This is a genomic window from Sediminibacterium sp. TEGAF015 (genome assembly GCF_025997995.1).
In the GTDB taxonomy this organism is placed as follows: Bacteria; Bacteroidota; Bacteroidia; order Chitinophagales; family Chitinophagaceae; genus Sediminibacterium.
In genome coordinates this window covers 2,605,975-2,630,735 of the sequence record NZ_AP026683.1, presented here as the reverse complement: position 1 = coordinate 2,630,735, position 24,761 = coordinate 2,605,975, and the positions used below count along the sequence as shown (strand labels likewise).

The following is a 24,761-nucleotide window of genomic DNA, read 5'->3' as shown; positions in this document are numbered from 1 at the left end:
ATAATGTTATGCAGGCAGCAGTACAGTTTGTTCACGAACAATTAACCGCTAAGAAAGAGTTACCTAGCTTTAAAGCTGGAGATAATGTAACCGTAAACTATAAGATTGTTGAAGGTGGAAAAGAGCGTATCCAGTCTTTCCGCGGAGATGTAATTAAATTACAGGGTGTAGGAGCTACTGCTTCATTTACCGTACGTAAAATCTCTGATGGTGTAGGTGTTGAGCGTTTGTTCCCAATGTTGTCTCCAAACATTGAGTCTGTAGTATTGAACAAGAAAGGTAAAGTACGTCGTGCTAAGCTTTTCTATCTACGTGAAAGAAGCGGTAAGAGCGCACGTATTAAAGAAAAACGTTTTTAGTATTCTAATAAATTGCTTAAAAAAGCGCCCCGAAAGCTCGGAGCGCTTTTTTTATTGGTTGAATCGTATACATTTGTCTTAACTTTACAGCAATAAAAAATATACTATGGGAAGTTTAGGTTTTCAGGAATTACTGATCATTGGTCTTGTAATCCTAGTTATGTTTGGCGGAAGAAAAATTCCTGAATTCATGAGAGGTCTTGGAAAAGGAATTCGTGAGTTTAATGATGCCAAGAACAACGTGAAAAAAGAATTAGAAGAAGGCATTAAAGAAAAAGACAGTACTACAGCATAATGTTTGATTATACTTCAATCAAAGCATTTCATACAGCATTGCAAAACGGCCAAACCACCTGTGTGGAGGCCGTTCTTTTTTACACCCAGTCTATCCGGGAAAACGCACACTTAAATGCCTTCCTGGAAGTGTATGAAACAGAGGCACTGGAAAGAGCAAAGGAATTAGATGCAGCTGCTGCCATTGGACAGCTGGTTGGCCCATTGCATGGTGTTATTGTCGGATTAAAAGATGTGATTGCCCATAAAGGCCATACCCTAACCGCCAGCTCCCGAATGCTTGGTAATTTTCAATCGGTTTACCACGCAACCGCCACCCAAAAATTACTGGATGCGGGTGCCATCATCATTGGTCGCCAGAACTGTGATGAATTTGCCATGGGCAGCAGCAACGAAAACTCAGCCTTTGGCCCTGTATTAAATGCTGCAGATACTACAAGAGTATCGGGCGGTTCATCTGGTGGATCAGCCGTTGCCGTTCAAGCGAATCTTTGCATGGTTAGCCTCGGCAGCGATACAGGCGGATCGGTAAGACAGCCAGCTGATTTTTGTGGCATTATCGGCTTAAAACCCAGCTATGGAAGAGTATCCCGATATGGGTTGATTGCCTACGCTTCCTCTTTTGATCAGATTGGCATTTTTTCTAAGACCTTAGAAGATGCGGCATTGGTTTTAGAAGTTATTGCAGGACCCGATGAATATGACAGTACAGTTTCGCAGGAATCTGTAATGCCATATAGTAAGGTGGTCGTTAATCAAGCTAATGATACTGAAGAAAAAACGGCGGGCCCAAGTAAAAAATTTAAGCTGGCATATTTTAAAGAAGCCCTGGAACATCCTTCCTTAGATAAAAATATACAGGCACAAACACTGGCTTATTTTGAAAAGTTGAAGCAGGAAGGACATACGGTAACCGCAATCGATTTCAGCCTTCTGGAATACGTAGTTCCTACTTACTATGTTTTAACTACTGCAGAAGCCTCCAGTAATTTATCCAGGTACGATGGTGTTCGTTATGGACACAGAACTACAACATCAGCTATTGACTTAACAGAAATGTATAAGGCTTCCCGCTCAGAAGGATTTGGGGAAGAAGTGAAAAGAAGAATTTTACTTGGCACATTTGTATTGAGCGAAGGATTCTTTGATGCGTATTTTACCAAAGCGCAGCAGGTAAGACAATTGCTGAAACAACAAACAGATGGCATTTTCCGGGATTTTGACGCAATACTATCTCCTACTGTTCCTTCTCCTGCATTTAAGATTGGAGAAAAAACCAATGACCCTATTGAAATGTTTCTGGGGGATATCTATACCGTATATGCCAACCTGGTAGGAATACCGGCCATCTCATTACCACTATTTACCCATACAAATGGTATGCCTTTTGGTTTACAGGTGATGACGCGTTCTTTTGATGAAATGGGTCTTATACATTTGAGTGCCCAATTGATGGAGCTTAGATCATGAGAAACAGCAGTCATCATCCAGCTACAAAAACAACCAACGCAATACCTACAAATTTGCGTCCTTTACTTTCATTTTATATTCTGCCTTTCTCCTTTGTTTTTGTTTTCTTCCTAGGATTTTTCACCACAGAAGTTCAAGCACAAAAAGATACGACTACCGACAAGTTTGGGTTTAAATCCCTTTTTAAAACGCGCTTTGATCCCAGCAAGCCTTATGCAGTACAGCTTAATCCCAGAGCGGTTTCCTTTGTACAGGATTACATGAAAAAACACAGTAAATCGCTGGAGAAAATGAAACAATGGGGTAAACCCTACTTTGATTTATACGAAGGGGTTCTTACCCAATACGGCATTCCAAAAGAAATGAAATACCTCAGTGTGATTGAAAGTAACTTAGGCGCAGGTGTTGTTTCCTGGGCAGGTGCAGCTGGCCCCTGGCAGATCATGGATTTTGAAGCAAAGAGATTTGGATTGAGTGTTCGAAATCCGGATGAGCGAATGGACTACAATAAAAGTACCCATGTGGCAGCCAAAATAATGCGGGAACTCTATGCAGAATTCAAGGATTGGTTGCTTGTTGTTGCAGGGTATAACGGTGGTGCCGGAAGAGTTAAACAAGCCATTCGCAAAACAGGTAGCAGAGACTTCTGGCAGTTGCAATATCATTTACCTGAAGAAACCAGAAATCATGTAAAGAAATTTATTGCCACCCATTATGTAATGGAGGGTAGTGGCGGATGGACTACCATGACTGCTGCAGAAACAAAGATTCATCAGGAAAACATTATGCTTCATGGAGATGTTCGCCAGCTAAGCCCAGATGAAATCAATAACAGCACAGAACTAGAAGTAACAGGAAGGTATCAGGCATTGATAATAGCCAATGAACTGAGTATGGACATTACGCAATTCAATCGCTGGAATCCTGGTTTTGAGAAAGCTCTGGCAGCAGGTAAAACCTATCAGCTGCGTTTACCTAAAGAAAAAGTTCCCGCATTTGAAGCGAAGAAACAAGCGCTGCTGGCAGCTTCGCTAAGGTCTTTGCTCCAAGGTTATTAATACACTGAACTTCAACATTCAGGAAGCAGCCACACTCCTAATTAACCGCTTTGTCTGCACAACAACTGCTGGCAAAGGCTTCCGGCTTGGCTTTGAAAGCAAAGCCCATTCCCAGAATATACCCCATGGCTTCACGCAAAGCATCATTGCTTTTAAACATTGGATTGGTATTGATGTCGGCATGCACTTCCATCTCAATATGATACTCAATAAATAAATGGCAAAGCTCATACGCAATTTCAATACTCTTGGCAACTTCAGTAAGCATTCGCTCTTTTAGATGAAACTTCTGTTTCGTCTTTTCATTGTGAATGTACATGAAACCGCCACTGTGTTCGCGCAAAAAAACAATAACAGTGGCAAACTCGGTATCATCGCCTTTAACCTGGCTGTCGGTACCAATACAAACTTTGAGTTTTGTGCCTTTTTCGGTTTCTCGTTTAATGGCTTCTTCTACTGCCTCTTTGATGGGCAGGTGGATGTTTTCTCCATTGAATTTTCTCCAATGCATAAAATAGGGTTTTCTGAAGTTACCAAGGAAAACCGCTTATCCAGCTAAATCTGTATGAACTTATTATTAACAGTGGTGGATAAAGCGCCATATAATAACTTTGCCCCATCATGAAATTACTCCTCCAATATTTAAAGCCCTATAAATGGTTAATTGCATTGGCACTCTTACTGGCAGCTATTAACCAGAGTTTCAGTATGCTGGACCCTTACTTCTTTGGGAAGCTATTAGACCAATATGGTATGCATCCTTTGCAAAAGGGATACTTTAATAAACAAAAACAATTCATTGCAACCGGTACAAGAACAGAAGCCGAATTTATTTGGGGTGTTCTCGGATTTTTAGCTATTCTAATTAGCGTGGCTATGGTTTCTCGAATTGCCAAAGCTTTTCAGGATTACTGCAGTAATGTAATTGTGCAAAAATTTGGGGCAAAGATTTTTACAGATGGATTAAAACACTCCATGCAGTTACCCTATCAAGAATTTGAAGATCAGCGAAGTGGGGAAACCCTTTCTATTCTTTCGAAAGTAAGAACCGATACAGAACGCTTTATCATAGCATTTATCAATGTACTTTTCAGTATTCTGGTTGGAATTGTTTTTATATCTGTATACTCATTTCGTTTGCATTGGAGCATCATGCCTATTTACGCGGTGGGTATTGTTATGCTATCAATGCTTACCAGTTTTTTAAGTAAGCGGATTAAGGCCATTCAGAAAGACATTGTAAAAGAAACAACAACACTGGCAGGTACTACTACAGAGAGTTTACGCAATATTGAACTGGTTAAAAGCCTTGGTCTAACGGAACAAGAAATTGGTCGCTTAAATAAGAATACCTATAAAATCTTGGGGCTTGAATTGCGAAAAGTAAAAAGCATCCGCTCTTTAAGCTTTGTACAAGGCACATTTGTTAACTTCCTGCGTCAGGTAATTATGTTTACCCTTTTATGGTTGGTATTTCAAGGTAAATTGACTGCGGGTGAAGTAATGACACTAACATTCTATTCCTTCTTTATTTTCGGTCCTTTACAGGAAATAGGGAATATTATATTAAGTTATCGCGAAGCCGAAGCTTCATTAAATAACTTTCATAATCTGATGCAAAAACCATCAGAACCTCGTCCAGAACACCCAACCCCTATTGGAAACATCAGTACATTGGCATTTCACAATATTCACTTTAAACATCAGTCTGCTCAATTCAGTGCATTGGACGGCATTTCATTTGAAGTGAAAAAAGGCGAGACCATTGCCTTTGTAGGACCTTCAGGTGCAGGAAAAAGTACATTGGTGAAATTGCTTGTTGGATTGTATCATACCCAGGAAGGGAAAGTAACCTATAATGGTGTAGATGGCCACGCTATTGATATGGAAGAACTGCGTAACCAAATCGGGTTTGTAACCCAAGACACCCAGTTATTTGCGGGCACTATCAAAGAAAACTTATTATTTGTGGCACCAGCAGCGGGTGATGCTGCAGTAATTGCTGCCCTAGAAAAAGCCAGTTGTGCCAACCTATTAGCAAAAGCCCAAAATGGAATTGATTCCATGATTGGAGAAGGTGGATTAAAACTGAGTGGTGGAGAGAAACAACGATTGTCCATTGCACGTGCTTTAATAAGACAACCCAAACTCCTGATATTTGATGAAGCTACTTCTGCTTTAGATAGTATAACTGAAGAAGAAATTACCAATACCATACGAAGCATTTCTGCATTAAAAGAGCAGATTACCATAATGATTGCACATAGGCTTAGTACCATTATGCATGCAGACAGGATCTATGTTTTAGAAAAAGGAAAAGTGGTAGAGACGGGCAGCCATTCCGAATTATTGGCTGAAAAAGGATTGTACTATGCTATGTGGAGACAGCAAATTGGAGAAAGAAAATGATCAAAGCGCTTTTACTAGAAGACGAACCTACCATAGCCCATCAGATATCCAGTTTTCTGAAGGCAAAGAATATATCTTGTGAAATTGTATATGATGGTGAAATATTCTTGAAGTATAGCAATAGTAATTCTTATGATATCTATTTGCTGGATATTAATGTTCCTAAAATAAATGGATTAGACATTTGTAAAATAGTTCGCGAATCAAATAAAGAAACGCCAATCCTTATGCTTACTGCTTTAGGCGAAATTGAAGATAAAACGATAGCGTTTCAACTAGGTGCTGATGATTATCTGGTGAAGCCTTTTTTATTAGAAGAGCTGGTGCTAAGAATAGATGCTTTAATCAGGAGAAAACAAGTTCCCCAATTTAATGCTACCGTTTTAAAAATTGGTGATTTAAGTATTGATATAGACAATAAACAAGTGTGTAGATCAAAGCAAGAAATCAAACTCACACCCAAAGAGTTTAAATTATTAACTATTCTCGCAAATGCCAACGGCCGCGTTTTATCTAAACAACAAATTGCGGAAAGCTTATGGGACTACCATATAGAATCTAATGAGAATACTATTGAAGTATATATTAATTTTTTACGCAACAAAATTGATAAATTGTATACTGATAAATTAATACATACCAAAGTAGGCTTCGGTTATTATTTGAAACAAGAATGACCATCAAACATAAAATAACGCTTTATTCCAGCCTTTTCTTTTCAGGTTTTTATGCGCTGATTGCTCTTTTTATTGTAATGAGTTTTGCTTCTTTCAGAGCAGAAGAATTCAAGGAACGGTTAAATGAAAAAGCATTAACTACAATCCGGCTTTTATTGGATGTTAAGGAACTGGATAACGACCTGCTGAAAATTATTGACCAGAACTCAATTCATCAATTGTACGATGAAAAAACATTAATCTTTGATGAAAACTTCAATTTAATCTATAGCAGTTTAGACGACACCAAAATACATTGGACTACTGGGGATCTAGAAATATTAAAAACCGAGGGGGCTTATTTCAAAAGCGAGGGCGAAAACGAAATTTATGGAATCAAGCATTTAAATAATGGTAAACAATTTTACGCGATTGTTTCTGCAAATGACAATTATGGTAAAAGCAAACTCAGATACTTAACAACCATTGTAATCATAACATTTTTAGTTTTTCTGCTAGCTACCTGGCTATTTACCTTCACCCTGATTAAAAAGCAACTAAAACCACTAGATGAGTTCCATGAAAACATTAGTCAAATAAACGATTTGCATATTGAAAGGCAATTAGCAACTAAAGAAAACAGTAAGAATGAAATTGATCTATTAAGTATTGAGTTCAACCAAATGATGAGTCGGATTACAGAAGTATACAATCTTCAAAAAGATTTTACTGCTCATGTTTCCCACGAATTAAGAACCCCGCTGTTAAAATTATCTGCTCAGGTTGAAAATCAATTGCTACAACAAAAAGGAGAGAATGATCTCTTTCTTAAAAGCATGATGCAAGATATTGCGCAACTAAATGAACTAATTAACTCGCTGCTGCTCCTTACTAAAAACAATCAAACCAATCCGCGTGAATACGAATCAATAAGAATTGACGAGGTATTGTACGCTGCTTTTGAAAAGATTTCCCACGACTTTAAAGATATCAGTATTGATTTCAGTATTGCAGAATCAGTAGCAGAAACCCCTGAAATACTCGAGGTAAAAGCAAGCCCCAATCTGCTTGAAATTGCATTCAGTAATCTGATAAAGAACGCCTATTTATACAGCGATAATAAAAAAGTCCAAGTCAAAATATACAAGGATAATCATAAGCTGAAACTTAGCATCATTAATGCAGGAAGTAAGATAGCAGACAAGGCAGAAGATATTTTATTTAAACCTTTCAAAAGAGGTGAAAATACGGCAGATTCAAAGGGATTAGGTATTGGTTTAACCATTGTAAAGCGTATTCTTACCAATTTTGACTTCTCAATTGAATATACTTTTGGTAGCTATACCCATCAGTTCTTAATTATATTTTAACTTTATTAAGCCGGTTTTAAGGTGTTATTTAAGGTGTTTTAAAGACCAGTATCCAAGCTTTGTAGTGCCAAATAACACTACTATGGCCAGAACACTTGGAATGCTTTTTTTAATATTCTCGTTTAGTGCAAATGCACAAACCTCATTATCGCTTAAAGATTGTGAAATTCTATTTCAAAAGAACAATCTTCAATTACTAAGTGAGCAATACAATATCGCTGGAAGTAAGGCGGCTGTAATTCAGGCCAGAATATGGGAGCAACCTTATGTTTCCGGAGAAGTTAACTTCTATAATCCCAACAACAAACAAGTATTCGACATTGGAAAGAAAGGACAGAAAGCCCTTGCTATTCAGCAATTGATATACATGGGGGGAAAAAAGAAGTCAGAAATTGAATTTGCACAATCGAATGTGCAACTGGCAGAATTACAATATGAAGAATTGCTTCGCAATCTTTCGTATCAGTTAAAGTCAAGTTTTTATGAAGTCTATTTTGGACAATTGAAAATAAAGCAGCTTGAAAAACAGATTACACAATTAGATGAATTAATTAAAGCTTATACAGTTCAGGCAAACAAAGGAAATGTTGCTTTAAAAGAAGTAGTTAGGCTAGAATCACTTGCCCTTTCACTAAGGAATGATATTAATGATATTCAGAAGACAGTAATGGCCTTTCAGGAAAATCTGCAGATTTTAACCAATACCAATGAAAACATTTCAGCCATTGGAAATGAATCTGACTTAAATCAGCAAATGCTAACGCCATCTATTTTTACGTTGGCACAATTGCAGGGAAAGGCACTTGAAAAAAATCCAAACTATTTAAAAGCAGTTAAGCAAAAAGAACAAGATGAAATTAATCTTAGATGGCAGAAAGCCATCGCTAAGCCTGACCTAACCATTGGTGGAACATATGACCAAAGTGGCGGCGCCTTTAGTAATCAGGTTACGCTCACTTTTGGAATGAGTTTGCCTTTTAAAAATAAAAACAGAGGAAATATTAAAGTAGCGGAGTCTTTGTTAAGTAAATCTTCTGTAGATATTGATCAGGCAAAAACTAGCTTGTCGGCCCAACTGGCTACTGCATACAATACCCTGAATTACCAACAAAGTCAATTGTCAAAAAGCCTGCAATCGATGGGTGACTTTGAAACCGTATATACAGGTGTGATTCAGAATTTTCAAAAAAGAAATATTTCATTGATTGAGTTCACAGATTTTATTGAGAGCTACAATCAAAGCATACTCTATATCAATGAAATTAAAAAGCAAATTATACTAAGTAAAGAAACCATTAATTATATAGCTAATGAAAACATATTTTAAATCAAAAAGCATTTGGGGCTTTATTCTGACACCATTGTTCATATTATCTGCCTGTAATGAATCAACAGTTAAATCAGCAGAAAAAGAATCTTTTGTGATGAGCAATAAAATGCTTTCGAGCACACAGACAGCGAAGGCTGTTTTTACCAATACCAGAAATCAATTGAATTTTTATGGTAAAATAACAGCCGATAATAATAAACTGATTGAAGTGTTTCCCATTGTAGGTGGAAATGTAACGAAGGTAAATGTTGGACTGGGTGATTATGTTGAAAAAGGACAACTGTTAGCAACTATCAGAAGTACTGAAGTAGCCAGTATTGAAAAAGATTTACTAGATGCAAAGAATGACTTATTGGTTGCACAAAACAGATTAAAGGTGGCAAAGGAATTATATGAAGGAAAACTAAACACGGAAAGAGAAATCATAGAAGCAAAAAATGAAGTAGACAAAGCCAGTTCACAATTAAACAGGATTAAAGAAACCTATCAAATTTACAATATCAAATTAGGCGCTATATACGAAGTAAGGGCTCCTATATCCGGATTTGTGATTCAGAAAAACATTAATGAAGGCATGTTACTAAGAAGTGATAAAACAGACAATATATTCGACATTGCACAAATTGACGATGTATGGGCTATGGCAAATATTAATGAAAGCGATATCAGTCAAGTAAAACTGGGGGTAGATGCAGAAATTTCGACTCTCTCGTATCCTGATAAAAAGTTTTACGGTAAAGTAGACAAGATTTATAACATCATTGATCCCGAGACCAAGGCGATGAAAGCTAGGGTAAAATTGAAAAATGACGGCTTCTTATTAAAACCCGAAATGCGTGCAACAATTCAGCTATCCTATATAGAAGATCAGAAAATGATTGCCATTCCATCATCAGCAATTGTTTTTGACAAAAGCAAAACTTTTGTAATGATTTTTCACAGTAAAACAAATATTGAAACAAGAGAAGTAACTATCTATCGTCAGATTGGAGATATAACCTATATCTCATCTGGTTTAAAGGAAGGTGAGACTGTAATGACTACCAATCAGCTTTTGGTTTATGATGCATTAAATGATTAAAAGATGAACAAACTAATTAAAAATATAATTGCTTTTTCTTTAAAGAATAAAGCATTCACTTTCTTTTGGGTAAGCCTCTTCGTTATTTCCGGAATCATTGCATTTAAAACAATGCCAATTGAGGCATTTCCCGATGTAACGAACACACAGATCATTATTGTTACAGAATGGAACGGAAGAAGTGCTGAAGAAATTGAAAGATTCGTAACGACTCCAATTGAAATTTCTATGAACTCTGTTCAAAAGAAAACAAGTGTTCGGAGTATTACTATGTTTGGTCTTTCAGTTATCAAAATCATATTTGAAGATGGTGTAGACGATTTTTATGCACGTCAGCAAGTGAATAATTTATTGCGCAATGTTTCGTTGCCAGAAGAAGTTGTTCCTGATGTTCAGCCACCCTATGGTCCAACTGGAGAAGTGTTCCGTTATACATTAAAAAGCAAGAAAAGAGATTCGAGAGATCTTTTAACCATCCAGAACTGGGTAATTGACAGACAACTGAGAGCTGTGCAAGGAGTGGCGGATGTTGTTGCATTTGGCGGACAGGAAAAAACCTATGAAGTAAGTGTAGACCCTAACAGACTTTCCAAATACGACGTAACTCCTTTAGAAGTATTTGAAGCTGTTAACAAAGGAAACCTCAATGTGGGTGGAGATGTGATTGAAAAAAATAAACAGGCATATGTTGTAAGAGGAGTGGGATTATTAAGTTCAATAGCGGATATCGAAAACATTATTGTGAAAGAGGCTGGGGACAATCCTATTCTTGTAAAAAACCTGGCAGATGTAACTGAATCTTCCATGCCTAGGGTTGGACAAGTAGGATTGAATAACCAGAACGATGTGGTCGAGGGGATTGTTGTTATGAGAAAGGGAGAAAATCCCAAAGAAGTGCTGGGTAGAATCAAAGATAAAATTGCAGACCTGAACAATCGTATTCTTCCTGATGATGTAAAAATGGAAACATTTTACGATCGTGACAACCTAATGAATTATACTACCAACACCGTTATGCACAATATGGTGGAAGGAATCATTTTTGTAACGGTTATTGTATTCCTTTTCATGGCAGATTGGAGAACAACTATTACGGTATCCATTATTATTCCATTGTCGTTACTGTTTGCCTTTCTCTGTTTAAAATTAAAAGGCATGAGCGCCAATCTGCTCTCTTTGGGAGCGGTGGATTTTGGTATTATCATAGATGGTGCGGTTGTAATGGTAGAAGGTGTATTTGTAGCTTTGGATCATATTGCTATGAAAAGAGGCATGAATGTTTATAATAAATTAGCGATAGGTAGTGTCATTAAGAAAACCGGAACTGAATTGGGTAAAGCCATATTCTTTTCCAAATTGATAATCATTACTGCGCTATTACCCATTTTTGCCTTTCAGAAGGTAGAAGGTAAAATGTTCTCCCCTTTAGCCTATACACTGGGTTTTGCTTTATTGGGTGCGCTATTGTTTACACTAACCTTAGTTCCCTTATTATGTCATATTCTATTAAATAAAAATGTAAAAGAAAAACACAATCCATTTTTAGATTTCTGGAATAAATGGGTAGAAAGAGGCTTTAACTGGACATTCACCCACAAGAAAAAATCTTTGATAGCAGCATTTGCTTTATTGGGTATCACTTTATTTTCAACCCGATTTTTGGGAACTGAATTTTTACCGCAATTAAATGAAGGTGCCCTTTGGGTAGAAGCTAAATTCCCCATGAGCCAGAGTCTTTCTGAAACAGTGGAAAGAACAGCTGTATTAAGAAAAGAATTACAAAAATTTTCAGAAGTAAATGGTGTATTAAGTCAGGTAGGAAGAAGCAATGATGGAACAGATCCAAGCGGCTTCTACTATGTTCAGATGCAAGTGAATTTAAAGCCCAAGGAAGAATGGAAACACAAACGAACGATGGACGATCTGGTACGAGAAATGGATGATAGCCTGAGCAAATTTCAGGGCGTTGGATACAACTATTCTCAGCCTATCATTGATAATGTGGCTGAAAGTGTTGCAGGCATAAATGCATCCAATGCTGTAAAAATTTATGGCGATGATTTGGAAGAGCTTGACAGAATTGCCAATAAAGTAATTGCCCAAATTGAACATGTACCAGGAATCAAAGACGTTGGCATTCTTAGAAATGTAGGACAACCTGAAATCAGTGTAATTCTAAACAGAGAAAGAATGGCCGCCTATGGGGTACAGCTTTCTGATGCACAGGCTGTATTGGAAATGGCATTTGGGGGTAAAACTGCTACTCAGAAATATGAAGGTGAAAAAAAGTTTGATGTTAGAATCCGCTATAATAAAGCGTATAGAAAAGATGAGACAGATTTGGCCAACTTAAAAGTTCCCACAATTGATGGATCAAAAATTCCACTAAAGGAAATAGCTAGTGTTCAAAAAATTACTGGGCCCGCATTTATTTACAGAGACAATACCAAAAGATTTATAGGAGTAAAATTTTCTGTAAGAGACCGTGACCTTGGAAGTACGATTGCAGAAGCACAGAAAAACGTGAAAAACAATATCAGTTTACCAACCGGATACTCCATTGGCTGGACAGGGGAGTTTGAAAATCAGGTAAGAGCAACTGGCACGTTGGCGCAAATGATACCCGTAAGTTTGATTGGCATTTTTGTACTCTTATTCATCATGTTTGGCAATATCAAGGACTCTTTATTGGTACTTACGAATGTTCCATTCGCGATTATCGGGGGGATTATTGCCCTTCATTTAACAGGCATCAATTTCGGGATTTCGGGAGGGGTCGGATTTATTGCCCTCTTTGGAATTTGTATTCAAAATGGGGTTATCCTGATTAGTGAGTTCCACCAAAACATGAAAAAGAAGATGGATTTGGTAGCCGCCATCAAAGAAGGGGTTAAGGTAAGAACCCGACCAGTGGTCATGACCGCCTTAATGGCATCAACTGGCTTATTGCCAGCAGCAATCAGTACAGGAATTGGTTCAGAAAGTCAAAAACCTTTGGCAGTAGTTATTATTGGGGGATTGGTAACCGCTACTGTTTTAACCCTGTTCATTTTCCCCATCATCTTCTGGGTTTTCAATCGCCCCCAAAAAAACCAGCCGCTTTGATTGTTGATTCCCCCCCGGTTATCAAAAATCTTGGCGACTGGCAGTTATGAGAATCAAAATAACGTCTTATCGAATGGGTACAATTGGAAAAAGGTAAAGGAATTGGTGATTAAATAGGTTATTTCCTATATTTTGCATTGAAATCTTTATCCAATTGTCCCATTTCATGAGAAAACTGGCCTTTTTTATTGTTTTGTTATATGCAGTAAAACCGTGTTTTTCTTCAGATATAAACGGTTGGGATAGCGTTTTAGTCATGAAAAAATCGGCTTTTTTCACAGACTTAATGGGTAAAAAAAAGCTTATTCAGCCTTTACGTTCCCCCGAATACCCTTTTGTAAGTCCAAAACATCCTTTTTTAAAAGAACGCCGGTATCAGTTCTTTTCCCTTTCAGGTGAACTATTTATTCACTTTAATGGTTCAGGATTATTGTATCAACTAAAAAATTCATCGGATTCAAATTATATCTTCAGAAGAATAGATGACACAGAAAACCTGAATTATAATTTTGAGGCATATTTATTTACTCACCAAAAAGAGATCTACAATATCGGAGGATATGGGTTCTGGCGATCCAGTGGCACATTAAGAAAGTATAATCCAAAAGACATGGAATGGGATGCGGTACCCTTGAATGAAGAGATTCATATTCCATATATTAATCAAATTGGTACGGCAGGTATTTTGTCTTGGTTTAATAATAAATCCAGTGAGCTCTATATTCCTTTTTAAACAATAATTAACGGAGGACTAAAAGATCGAGCTGAGAAAGATTTAAATGATAACCATGCTTATAAATTAAATCTTTCTACTCATGAATGGAAAAAGCTTGGCAAAACTGACCCTGATTACCTATCGATGTTATTATATACAAAATGGATATTCCCTACTGATTTTGGTCAATTAATCAGTTTTGATAATAAAACTTATTTAGTTGACTTTGAAAATAATGAAGTGAGAGAATATAAAGACCCTGGATTTTCTCAATCCATTGCCAGAATTAATGAGAATTATCTAGGGTATTATGATAATGGCACTATCTACTATTTAAATGGAAGGACCTGGCAATACGATTCTGTAAAAGTCCCCTTGTCAAAATTTGAAAAATCGAATTTTAAAGTCTGGAAAAAGAGCAAAACAGGCTTAGCAATTGGTATTGCTCCGATTTTTCTCATTTTAGCAGCAACAGCAGCCAGAAAAAGAAAGGCCAAGGCAGCCAGAGAAGCTATTCTATCTTCTTCCGATCCAATTTCTGTAACTTCTACAACGGTAGCCAAAATTCGTTTTTCTGAAACAGAAAAGCAACTGCTGCAAGTGTTGCTAGAAAAATCCAAGAAAAAAGAAACCACCCCCGTTAATGAAATTAACTATGTCTTGGGCATAAAAGACAAAAATCAGGGTCTTCAGAAAAAAGTAAGAAGTGAAGTTATTAATAGCATCAATGAGAAATTCAGCTTTCTTTATCCAACCCATAATCAATTAATAGGCAATGTAAGAAGCCAGGAAGACAAACGCTATTTTGAATATTATATAGATGAGAAAAACAATACATTTTTAGAGGATCTTTTGAAAGAAGCATAAGAATTTGAACAACTCAATCCGTTTTCAAAAAAGTTAGCTATTCCTTTTCGAATTTACTTTTTATGTACTCTATTACAGTAGGGTCTTCTAATCCCTCCATATCACTTAATTCCAGTTCCAGCGCTTTAGTGCTCAATTGAATTTCCCAAAGTGAAATAGCCAGAGAACTAGAGAAACTAATTAAACTGAAAGCAAAGACCCAGTGCGCCATAATCATCCATTCTATATAAATAAAATACATGCATATAATGCAGCTCAAAAAAGCCATTACGCCCAAAGCTTGCATCTGCTTAATTAATTTAATTCGAAATCGGAGGTTTTTAATTTGACCATGAAGCACGGGCTTGTTTTCTGATGTATTGTATTCATTGTGTAAAGTTCTGACACGAGTAGCCAATGCCAAAAAACGATTGGTATAAGCCAACATAATCAAACTAATTGCAGGAAATAAAAGTGCCGGAGTATTAATACTTATGTCCATATGATTCAAGTTACAAATTTAAATTTTAAACATATTAAACGGTAAAGACTAACAGTCGTAAGCAAATAGGTGTAAAAACCTATTTTGTAGTGCTGATACTACATAGAAACCATAAATCACTCTAAAAATCAGAAGCAGCAAAAGCTTTATCTAATTTATCTTTCAGAAACTAAACGAATCAAAAATTCGTTTATAGAAGTACTTAACCCCCCCGGTTATGAAATTTTGTATACTATCTGCTTTTTTGTTTTTAACCCTATGGGTTAATGGACAAATAATTGCACCGGCTACATTAAATAGCTCGGGTGGGAATTATGTTTTCAGAGGCTCCCCAACAATACCCAATTTTAGTTTGATATGGAGTGTAGGAGAATCCACGATGATTGAAACATTCTCTGTAAATGGGGGCATGTATTTATTGACCCAAGGCGTACTCCAGCCATTTATTCCGGAAGACTTACAAACTGTCCCTATTCAAGGATGGAATAAAGAAGAAGTAAAATACTATCCTAATCCAGTTAGCACATTATTACAATTTGATTTATTCAGCAGAGACACAGGAAGAGTAGTACTAAGAATGCTAGACTTATTAGGTAATACCCATGGTGTAAGAGAATTCCAATACAATACATTACCCGTTCACCAAACCATAGATTTTAGCAAATATGCATCAGGACCCTATTACCTGATGCTCACTTTATATAGCAAAGGGCAATTAAAAAAACACGGTGTGTTTAAATTATTGAAACTACGGTAATTAAAATATTGATGTATGTGTAAGAGATTTTTAGTGCTTCTTTTTATGAGTATGTTTGGTGTTATGGTGCGTTCAGAAGCACAGCAGCTGAATTATCAGGCAATAGCCAGAAACGCAAATGGTGTTGCCTTAACTTTTAGAGATGTTGGTATCAGATTATCCATAAGAGATGGATCACAAACAGGCTCAATTGTATATTCTGAAACAAGAAATGTAAGAACCAATCAATTTGGACTATTCACTGTAGTGATAGGTAGCCCAGGAGCCAGCAATGTATTAGGAAGCATGGCATCCATCAACTGGATTAGTGGAAATAAATATTTACAGGTTGAGATTGATCCAGAAGGAGGTAACAATTATTTTCAAGCAGGGACTTCGCAATTACAGGCTGTTCCCTATGCACTATTTGCCAATGCAGCATACCCAGTTGGTCCTGCAGGAGGAGACTTATTAGGTTCAACCTATCCCAATCCCATCATTGCCCCATTGGCAGTAACCACGGGCAAACTAGCCAACCAGGCCGTAACTACTCCAAAAATTGCAGATCTAAATGTAACCACCGCCAAACTTGCTGATCAGGCTATTACTAATCCAAAAATTCAGGACAATACCATTGCCAATATAAAACTGGTAAACAGCAAGGTTACTTTAAACGGATTGATTTTGAATTTAGGTGATTCACAGGATTTCGCTGTTGGCACTAATGGCACAGATGTGAATATTATATCAGCAGGAAAGACACATACATTTAATTTTCCTGATGCTTCAATTGCGAACAGAGGTTTAATTACACCCAATGCACAAACCTTTGGTGGAAATAAAACTTTCAACAATGATATCACGGCAGCTCGCATTATTAGAGCAGGAGGAATTGCCGCACAGTTTTTAAAAGCCGATGGATCTGTAGACAACAATACTTATTTAACCGCTAATCAACCCATTATTGTAACAGCTACTGGAGATGCTACGGGTGTTTCTACTAGCAGCGGAACAGCTCCTGTTTTACCTTTAACATTGGCAACTGTAAATAGTGCAGTGGGTACTTTTGGTAATAATATTACAGTTCCTTCAATCACGGCAAATAACAAAGGGCTTATCACAAATATTACTTCGAATCCAATTCCAACGGCTACTGCAACAACAAGCGGTCTGCTAACGGTTGGAGACTGGAACACATTTAATAACAAACAAAATGCGATTCCATTAGGAACGACCACACAATATTTTAGAGGCGATTTAAGTCTTGGAAATTTTACAAATGACGTACGGAATCAATTGAGCGCTGGAACGAATATTACTTACGCAAATGGTAATATTGGATTGACTAATAATAGTATAACTATCAACTCCTTACCATTGGCACTTGGAGGCTCACAAAGTTTTGCAACAGGAAGTACTGGAAATGATTTTAATATTAGCTCGGCAGGAACTGTACACAGTTTTAATATTCCAACAGCTTCTGCTACCAATAGAGGTCTTTTAAGTAGCAATGATTTCAGCAATTTCAATACCGCCTACACAAGCAGAATTACAGGACTAACAACAACAGGTTCAAGCGGACCTGCAACACTAAGTGGGAATGTGTTGAATATTCCAAATTATACATTGGCAGGGCTGGGGGGAATTTCAAGTTCTACAACTTTAAATGGCTTATCCTTATCAAGCAATCAAACTTTTTCAAGCGGCATTATCGGCACCGACTTTAATATCATTTCTTCTGGAACAAATCATACATTTAATTTCCCAACAGCTTCGGCCAGTGCAAGAGGATTACTTTCAAGCTCTGATTGGTCTACTTTCAATAATAAACAAGTAGCAATAAGTGGAATAGGCTATGGGAAGTGGAACGGTTCTGCCATCAGTTTTAATAATCAGATTCCTTTAGGCTCAGATGTATCAGGAACATTATTAGCTGCAAATTTTGGCCAGCTAACAGGAGACGTTACCAATACACCAGGTTCTTATACAACAACAATTATAAATAATGCAATTACTACTACTAAAATTGCTGATGGTGCAGTTTCGAATGCTAAATTGATAAATAAATCAATTACTATTAATGGATTACCAGTTGAGCTTGGCTCTTCTCAAACCTTATTAGCAGGTTCTGGAGGCTCTGATTTTAATATCAGCTCAATTGGATCAACACATACGTTCAATCTTCCTAGTTCATCTGCTTCAAATAGAGGTTTATTAACTAGTACTGATTGGATTAATTTCAATAATAAGCAAGCAGCAATTTCTGGCACAGGTTACAGCAAATGGAGTGGATCTACTCCAAGTTTTAATACAACAATTCCATTGGGAACTGACGTTTCAGGAACTTTATTAGCGGCAAACTTTGGTGCACTTACAGGAGATGTAACGAATGTTAGCGGATCTTATGCAACAACAATAAGTAATAATGCAATTACTACCACAAAAATTGCTGACAACGCAGTAACGAACGCAAAACTTGCTAACAGTTCAATATCACTAAATGGACTTGCAATAAATCTTGGATCATCACAAAGTTTTGCAACCGGCTCATCTGGAACTGATTTTGGAATAACATCTACAGGTTCAACGCATACCTTTAATCTTCCTAGTTCATCTGCTTCAAATAGAGGTTTATTAACTAGTACTGATTAGATTAATTTCAATAATAAGCAAGCAGCAATTTCTGGCACAGGTTACAGCAAATGGAGTGGATCTACTCCAAGTTTTAATACAACAATTCCATTGGGAACTGATGTATCTGGAACATTATTAGCTTCCAACTTTGGGCAACTAACAGGAGACGTTATCAATGCCCCTGGTTCTTATGCAACAACCATTGCAAATGATGCCATTACTTCTGCTAAAATTGCTGATGGTGCAGTAAGTAATGCAAAACTGACAAGTAATGGCTCATTTACTTTAGGATCAACAAGCATATCGTTAGGTAGTACAACTACAACTGTTGCCGGACTAACTCTTAATTCACCAACTATAAATACACCAGCCATTTATTACACAAACACTCCAACAGGGCTAACAGCAGGAGCAAATAGCCAAGGAAGTCTCAATCTTACTAACGATATAAATGTTATAACAACTGCAGCTGCATCATCAGCTGTTACTTTACCAGTTGCACAGTCTGGAAGGCAAGTAACCATTATCAATAGAGGTGCAAACCCTATAAATGTTTATCCAGCTTCAAGTGCACAAATAAATACATTAGGTACAAACGCTGCATTCTCTAGCGTTCCTGCGAACTCGTATGCAGAATTCTACGCCACTTCAGCATCCCAATGGTATTCAGCTAATAGCATTGCTACTTCAACATCCAGTTGGAATATTGTAGGCAACTCCGGACTTAACGTTTCAAATAATTTTCTAGGAACGACAGATGCTGTTGCTTTGAGATTTAGAGTGAATAATACATTTTCAGGACAAATACATCCTGATGCGAATGTTGGAAATACTAGTTTTGGATTTGAAACAAATTCAACCACTAATAATTCAAGCTATATTACTGCATTTGGTTCACAAGCTTTAAAAGCAAATACAAATAGCGGTTTAAGAAACTCAGCATTTGGCGCTCTAGCTTTAACCTCAAATAACTCTGGTTTAGATAATACTGGTATAGGTCAAGGGGCACTATCAGCAAATCTAAGTGGCGATAATAATACAGGGATTGGACAAGGAGCATTGACATTTAATAGTACCGGAACTAGCAATACAGCTGTAGGCCAAGCTGCCTTGAATTCAAATACTACAACATCTAACAATACAGCTGTTGGAAAGTCGGCCCTTTTTGCAAATGGTGGTTCAAACAATACAGGAATTGGACATTTTGCATTAACTGCAAATACGACAGGAAATGCAAACACAGCTGTAGGACAAAATAGTTTAAGTGCGAATACTACAACATCTAATAATACAGCAGTTGGCTGGGAAGCATTAAGAAGCACAACAAACAATGGAAATGTTGGAATTGGATTTCGTGCAGATGTTACTACCAGCGCTCAAGAGGCTGTTGCCGTTGGAATTAATGCCACTGTAACAGGTAATAACTCTGTTGCAATTGGACGAAATTCTTCAGCAAGCAATATTAATGGAATTGTGATTGGCAATACAGCATCAGCTAATTCTTTAAATTCCATATCGATTGGTTCACCTGCAACAACCACAAACGTATATACTATTGCAATAGGAGACAATACTACATCATCAGGAGAAAACGGAATCGCTATTGGAAAAAATGCAACAGCAAGTCAACAAAACAGTGTTGCAATTGGAAGTGATGCAACAAATAATACTATTAATTCAGTTTTGATTGGAGGAACTTCTAATGTTTTGGTCAATGCTACAGGTGCTTTAACAGCAACAGGATCAATTACGGCTGGTGGAAGAATAAATGGCACTGGTGCCAAATTTGCTTATAATACAATAACAGGAGATATTACTCTAGGCGATAACCATTATTATTTAAAAGTTACTAGTAGCACTGCTCAAATCACATTACCCGATGCAACAACAAGAGCCGGGCAACGATATGTGATAGCAAATAGAACTAGCCCATCTGTTGACATCAAAGGGAATATATTAACTACAAGTTCTCAGACAATAAGTGGTTTTGGCTGGGGTGCATTTTCATTTGATGCTAATTTCTCACTAGTTGTTTTTAGCGATGGTTCAAATTGGATTCTTGAAAGTCCATTTAGATAAAAAAACGCACCCCTTCGGGGTGCGCATCTTCTAAATCTAAACAAACCAAATGAAACTATTTTAGTTTCCATTCTAAAGGAACATGCAATCGGAGGGTAAAATTTCGACCCATATTAAATACTCCCATACGACCCGTAACCATATTTTCAGAGGTATATTTTAATCTGCTTAAATGGTTTTGATACGCAACATCTGCAATATTATTCGCTGCTGCGTGAATGGTAAACAAGGTTTTTCCCTTGCGCTGTACATCTGCGCCAATTCCAAAATTTAATAAGCTAAAAGCTGGTGTAACTGTTTCTGTATTGTATGCAGAGAAAATATTATTCTGTGCAAATACTCTATCTAATTCTAATTTCAAGTAGAAGTTTTTTAAAGAACCGTTTGCAGCTTTTGCAAAATCACCCCTCAACTCAGTTGTCCATCTTGCTGGGGGAATAAAGGGCAAACGATTCACCCCTTCAAAACTTTCATTAAATCTTCCGGCAACTACAGAAAAACTACTTGCTAAGTGTAACCAATCTAATGGGTGCGGATGGATATCAATTTTAGATTCAAATCCATATAAGCGGGCTGCACTTTGTTTGAATCGGAACGCCATCAAATCTTCTCCATCTTTATTTACCAATGAATCGCCACCCAATACACTATTCAACTTAGAGTAGAATATATAATTGCTAATACTATTGTAGAAAGCACTTACTTGAAAACTAAAGTGCTGTGTTCTTACTTCAACGCCTGCATCTACTTGAAAAGATGTTTCATTTTTTAAATCCTTATCACCGTATTCATATCGATTGGTTCCTTCATGAGCCCCGTTACTCGCTAATTCTGTTACTGATGGAGCCCTGTATCCTCTAGATACATTGGCCTTCAATGTTACATTCTCAGAGGCATTATAGCTAAGGCCGACTGAACCACTCATATTATTGAAGTTTCTGCTAAAGCGCTCAAACTTTACTTCAGTTCCTTCAGTAAAACCATCTGCATTCAGCTTTCTGTAATCGGCTCTCACACCTCCACTCAATGTCAATTTTTCATTGAAAGTTTTGCGAGTATACACAAATGCGCCTGCATCAAATAACCTGTATTCCGGAATCAAAACTTCGTCTGCTTTGTTTTGATTTTGCTGTTGCATACCATTGATCCCCATACTAGTTTTCCAACCATTCTTCTCAGCAAAATGATATTGCACATTATAGTTTACTGTTTTTAAATCAAAGTACAATTCAGGAATACCAGGGGCTTCAGGGTCTCCAAATTCTTTTCGCTGATTGCGCTGAAAGCCTACATTCAACTGTAATCTTCCGCTGCCCCATGCAATATTATTATCGAGCGCAATTTTAAAGTGATTGATCCCTTGTGAAGGAGCTTGCGCCTTCCTGTCTTTTAAATCTGCCTCAGTAGCAATCCTTTCCAAAGCAGATCCTGCAAACAAAATAAATTTACCAGTTGCATCATCTCTATCTCCTTCAATCATACCAAAGTTTTGATTGAAATTGCTAACCAATAAATGACTATATCCCCATTTCTTGTTCACGCCAATATATCCTCCGAAATTTCTTTCATTAAATTGACTGCCCAACACTCTGCCATCATATTTATTCTGATACGCATGCGCATTTTTGAAAGACCCATACAAATTCCAATTGAAACCATTCATAGTATGTCCAGACCAGTTTAGATGATTACTAATGAGTCCATTATTGCTATTGGTGGCCACATGGTAGTTGGCTTTCATAATACCTCTTTCTACTGGCACATTCGAAATAATATTAATTACCCCACCCATTCCATCACTACCATATAATAAAGAAGCAGGTCCTTTTAAAACTTCCACTCTCTGAACACTGGCTTCATCAATTTCAATTCCATGTTCGTCTCCCCATTGTTGTCCTTCCTGGCGAACCCCGTCATTAATCGTGATTACTCGGTTGTATCCCAATCCTCTAATGATTGGTTTACTCACTGCGGGCCCTGTACTCAATGCGCCTACACCAGGTACAATTCTACTCAAAGCGTCAATGATATTCGTGCCACTGCTTCGCTGTAAATCAGTTTTCTTAACTACTGAAATGGCCTGTGGATTTTGACTAAGGCGAATGGCAGAAGCCACACCTGTAACGGTTACTGCTTCATGTTCTACCACAGATGGTTTTAATACTATATTTATTTCCTGTGTTTTATCAACTCGCACTGTTTTAAAATAAGTACTATAACCCATGAAACTTACTTCCATTAAATAAGTACCTGATGGAATCTCAGCGGTCTGATACATACCATCAGCTCCCGTTACTGTTCCTGTTCTTAATTCATGTAAATAAACGGATGCCCCTACCAAGGATTTCCCGTTGCTTGCGTCAGTCACTTTACCTCTGATGGAGCCATTCGCAAAAGCGGCAGCTGTAATCCAACTGCATAAAAACAAACTCAATACCAATGACTTCATATTCTTATTTTTTGCTACTTTGTTGCAAATATAAGAGAGTCAATGATATTTTTACATCATTGTTGCAATTTTTTTCTGGGGGATTTTTACCTGACTTTCAGCATGGGTCGCACTTGCTGTACAGAAAGGTTCTGAAAACGGGCATAATACACACCTGTTGGCAGAAATCCGCTATTGAATGTAACGGTATAAGTCCCTGCCGGATACTCTTTATCTGTTAATACGGCAATAACTCTACCACTGGTATCGATGATTTGAACTAATGTATGTCCGCCAGCTGTTTTGAAGGTAATGACCGTACTGGAAGTAAATGGATTCGGATAATTACTGATCAATTGTTCTGTGGCCAATGGTTGAGGACGCTTACAGGCTGCACCGCTTACCAAAGGAAGATTCTGATAATTCTTCAACATGATTTGTTGCAAATCGGCATCTTCTACACATAGCCAGTTGCTTAACAAGGTAGAATAAACAGATCGGAAATCATATTGGAAAGGAACATTGTCCCCTACTCCTACACTGGCGCCAAAATTGGGGGTATTGCCAGTAACGCCACCAATCACCTGCTTTCCAAAAACAAATACAGGGGCTGCAGCACCATGGTCTGTACCACTGCTGGCATTGCTTCTAATTCGTCGGCCAAATTCTGAGAAAGTCATACCTACCACTTTATCATCCACGCCTAAAAATGCCAGATCAGTTTGAAATGCTTTGATGGCATCACTTACTCTTCCCAGTAATGTTGCATGTGTTCCAGTAGTTGTATCTCCGTTGTTTACCTGAGATGCATGGGTATCAAATCCTCCTGTACTTACCATGTATACTCTTGTTTGTAATCCACCTTTAATTAATCTGGCTACAATTTTTAACTGATCAGCCAAACTGTTATTCGCTGGATAGGTAGACTGCGTAGGTACTTTACTGGCAGCATCTTTAATTACATTGGCATACTGTTGTGTTTGCTGCGTTATCTGTCTGATATATGTTAGCTCTTTGCCTGCAGGAGTTGCTGGTGCAGGATCCTGCACTCCGTTAATCAGGTTATAAAAATTACTAGTATTGCTAATGCTCATGGCCATGTTAACAGCCGGACCTTGCATCGTTAAAGAAGTAGCCGATCCAATTTGGATGGCCAATGGATCTTTCATGGTTGCATTGGGATAGCCGGTTGGAAAATTCGGATACTGATAATCCAAATATCTTCCTGCCCATCCGCTATTGACTACTGTGTTGGAATCACTGGCACTCATCCAGATATCCGTAGCCCTGAAATGCGAAAAACTAGGCTGTGGATATCCAACTGATTGAATAATATTTAATTTCCCTTCGTTGTATAAACTTTGTAAACCAGTCATAGAAGGATGTAACCCTGCTTTGTCTACACCAGTTAATTTCAATACTTTGTTTTCAGGGATAAAAATATTGGGTCTTGCATTGGCATAGTTGGCAAAGTTCTCAAGAGGAACCACCATATTTAATCCATCATTGCCGCCATTCAACTGAATAATGACCAGGATATGATCGTTCTCTTCAGCCTGCATCTGCAATGCCGCCGCAAAAACAGAAGAAGCACCAAATACTTTAAACGAAAACCCACTCACCAATGATGGCAGTAAAATGCCTGCAGGCACTGTATTTTTTAAAAAGTCTCTCCTTTTCATAGTTTGG

Annotated in this window: 19 protein-coding genes; 15 read left to right on the top strand and 4 right to left on the bottom strand. The window is 37.5% G+C overall.

What is annotated here, in order from left to right; translation table 11 throughout:
* The first annotated feature begins 8 nt into the window (after positions 1-8).
* From rplS to TEGAF0_RS11770, 4 genes are all read left to right on the top strand, one after another.
* Positions 9-359: a 50S ribosomal protein L19 gene (rplS, locus tag TEGAF0_RS11785; RefSeq protein WP_264898482.1), complete on the top strand. Its 351-nt coding sequence runs from the start codon at positions 9-11 to the stop codon at positions 357-359.
* 106 nt (positions 360-465) lie between these two features.
* The gene (locus TEGAF0_RS11780; RefSeq protein WP_264898481.1) at positions 466-654 is read left to right on the top strand and encodes a Sec-independent protein translocase subunit TatA/TatB; all 189 of its coding nucleotides are present in this window, start codon (positions 466-468) and stop codon (positions 652-654) included.
* Complete coding sequence (gene gatA / locus TEGAF0_RS11775) at positions 654-2,123, top strand: Asp-tRNA(Asn)/Glu-tRNA(Gln) amidotransferase subunit GatA (RefSeq protein ID WP_264898479.1); 1,470 nt, start codon at positions 654-656, stop codon at positions 2,121-2,123. Before TEGAF0_RS11780 ends, gatA begins: the two co-directional genes overlap by 1 nt.
* A complete protein-coding gene (locus TEGAF0_RS11770) occupies positions 2,120-3,181 on the top strand; it encodes a lytic transglycosylase domain-containing protein (protein WP_264898478.1) in 1,062 nt (353 codons plus the stop codon). Before gatA ends, TEGAF0_RS11770 begins: the two co-directional genes overlap by 4 nt.
* Positions 3,182-3,218: 37 nt before the next feature.
* On the opposite strand, the gene TEGAF0_RS11765 is transcribed toward TEGAF0_RS11770, so the two are convergent.
* Positions 3,219-3,692 (bottom strand): ribonuclease H-like YkuK family protein, encoded by a 474-nt coding sequence (locus TEGAF0_RS11765; RefSeq protein ID WP_264898476.1) that lies wholly within the window; start codon positions 3,690-3,692, stop codon positions 3,219-3,221.
* A 110-nt stretch (positions 3,693-3,802) separates the two neighbouring features.
* Here TEGAF0_RS11765 and TEGAF0_RS11760 point away from each other — a divergent pair, with 110 nt between their 5' ends.
* From TEGAF0_RS11760 to TEGAF0_RS11725, 8 genes are all read left to right on the top strand, one after another.
* Positions 3,803-5,590: an ABC transporter ATP-binding protein gene (locus TEGAF0_RS11760; protein WP_264898474.1), complete on the top strand. Its 1,788-nt coding sequence runs from the start codon at positions 3,803-3,805 to the stop codon at positions 5,588-5,590.
* Positions 5,587-6,267, top strand: a complete 681-nt coding sequence (locus TEGAF0_RS11755) for a response regulator transcription factor (RefSeq protein ID WP_264898472.1) — start codon at positions 5,587-5,589, stop codon at positions 6,265-6,267. The genes TEGAF0_RS11760 and TEGAF0_RS11755 overlap by 4 nt, the downstream gene beginning before the upstream one ends.
* Entirely contained in the window at positions 6,264-7,616 is a 1,353-nt protein-coding gene (locus TEGAF0_RS11750; protein WP_264898470.1) for a sensor histidine kinase, read from the top strand. The genes TEGAF0_RS11755 and TEGAF0_RS11750 overlap by 4 nt, the downstream gene beginning before the upstream one ends.
* A gap of 82 nt (positions 7,617-7,698) precedes the next feature.
* Positions 7,699-8,943: a TolC family protein gene (locus TEGAF0_RS11745; protein WP_264898468.1), complete on the top strand. Its 1,245-nt coding sequence runs from the start codon at positions 7,699-7,701 to the stop codon at positions 8,941-8,943.
* Positions 8,927-10,027, top strand: coding sequence for an efflux RND transporter periplasmic adaptor subunit (locus tag TEGAF0_RS11740; RefSeq protein WP_264898466.1), 1,101 nt, complete (start codon positions 8,927-8,929; stop codon positions 10,025-10,027). The genes TEGAF0_RS11745 and TEGAF0_RS11740 overlap by 17 nt, the downstream gene beginning before the upstream one ends.
* Positions 10,028-10,030: 3 nt before the next feature.
* Positions 10,031-13,132, top strand: a complete 3,102-nt coding sequence (locus tag TEGAF0_RS11735; protein ID WP_264898464.1) for an efflux RND transporter permease subunit — start codon at positions 10,031-10,033, stop codon at positions 13,130-13,132.
* A 166-nt stretch (positions 13,133-13,298) separates the two neighbouring features.
* Positions 13,299-13,865 carry a hypothetical protein gene (locus TEGAF0_RS11730; RefSeq protein ID WP_264898462.1) on the top strand — a complete coding sequence of 189 codons (567 nt, stop codon included), beginning with the start codon at positions 13,299-13,301 and terminating at the stop codon, positions 13,863-13,865.
* Between the two features lie 126 nt (positions 13,866-13,991).
* Positions 13,992-14,714, top strand: a complete 723-nt coding sequence (locus tag TEGAF0_RS11725) for a hypothetical protein (RefSeq protein ID WP_264898460.1) — start codon at positions 13,992-13,994, stop codon at positions 14,712-14,714.
* Between the two features lie 37 nt (positions 14,715-14,751).
* On the opposite strand, the gene TEGAF0_RS11720 is transcribed toward TEGAF0_RS11725, so the two are convergent.
* Positions 14,752-15,195: a DUF2721 domain-containing protein gene (locus tag TEGAF0_RS11720; RefSeq protein ID WP_264898458.1), complete on the bottom strand. Its 444-nt coding sequence runs from the start codon at positions 15,193-15,195 to the stop codon at positions 14,752-14,754.
* A 217-nt stretch (positions 15,196-15,412) separates the two neighbouring features.
* On the opposite strand from TEGAF0_RS11720, the gene TEGAF0_RS11715 reads away from it, so the two are divergent.
* The 3 genes from TEGAF0_RS11715 to TEGAF0_RS11705 all read left to right on the top strand — a co-directional run bounded on the left by TEGAF0_RS11715 (position 15,413) and on the right by TEGAF0_RS11705 (position 20,644).
* Positions 15,413-15,952: a T9SS type A sorting domain-containing protein gene (locus TEGAF0_RS11715; RefSeq protein ID WP_264898456.1), complete on the top strand. Its 540-nt coding sequence runs from the start codon at positions 15,413-15,415 to the stop codon at positions 15,950-15,952.
* Between the two features lie 15 nt (positions 15,953-15,967).
* Positions 15,968-18,583, top strand: a complete 2,616-nt coding sequence (locus tag TEGAF0_RS11710) for a beta strand repeat-containing protein (RefSeq protein WP_264898454.1) — start codon at positions 15,968-15,970, stop codon at positions 18,581-18,583.
* Between the two features lie 90 nt (positions 18,584-18,673).
* Positions 18,674-20,644 (top strand): beta strand repeat-containing protein, encoded by a 1,971-nt coding sequence (locus tag TEGAF0_RS11705; RefSeq protein WP_264898452.1) that lies wholly within the window; start codon positions 18,674-18,676, stop codon positions 20,642-20,644.
* Between the two features lie 55 nt (positions 20,645-20,699).
* Here TEGAF0_RS11705 and TEGAF0_RS11700 read toward each other — a convergent pair whose 3' ends face one another.
* Together TEGAF0_RS11700 and TEGAF0_RS11695 are read right to left on the bottom strand one after the other, a co-directional pair.
* Positions 20,700-23,093 carry a TonB-dependent receptor gene (locus TEGAF0_RS11700; RefSeq protein WP_264898450.1) on the bottom strand — a complete coding sequence of 798 codons (2,394 nt, stop codon included), beginning with the start codon at positions 23,091-23,093 and terminating at the stop codon, positions 20,700-20,702.
* An 86-nt stretch (positions 23,094-23,179) separates the two neighbouring features.
* Positions 23,180-24,754 (bottom strand): DUF1501 domain-containing protein, encoded by a 1,575-nt coding sequence (locus tag TEGAF0_RS11695; protein ID WP_264898448.1) that lies wholly within the window; start codon positions 24,752-24,754, stop codon positions 23,180-23,182.
* Positions 24,755-24,761: the final 7 nt, after the last annotated feature.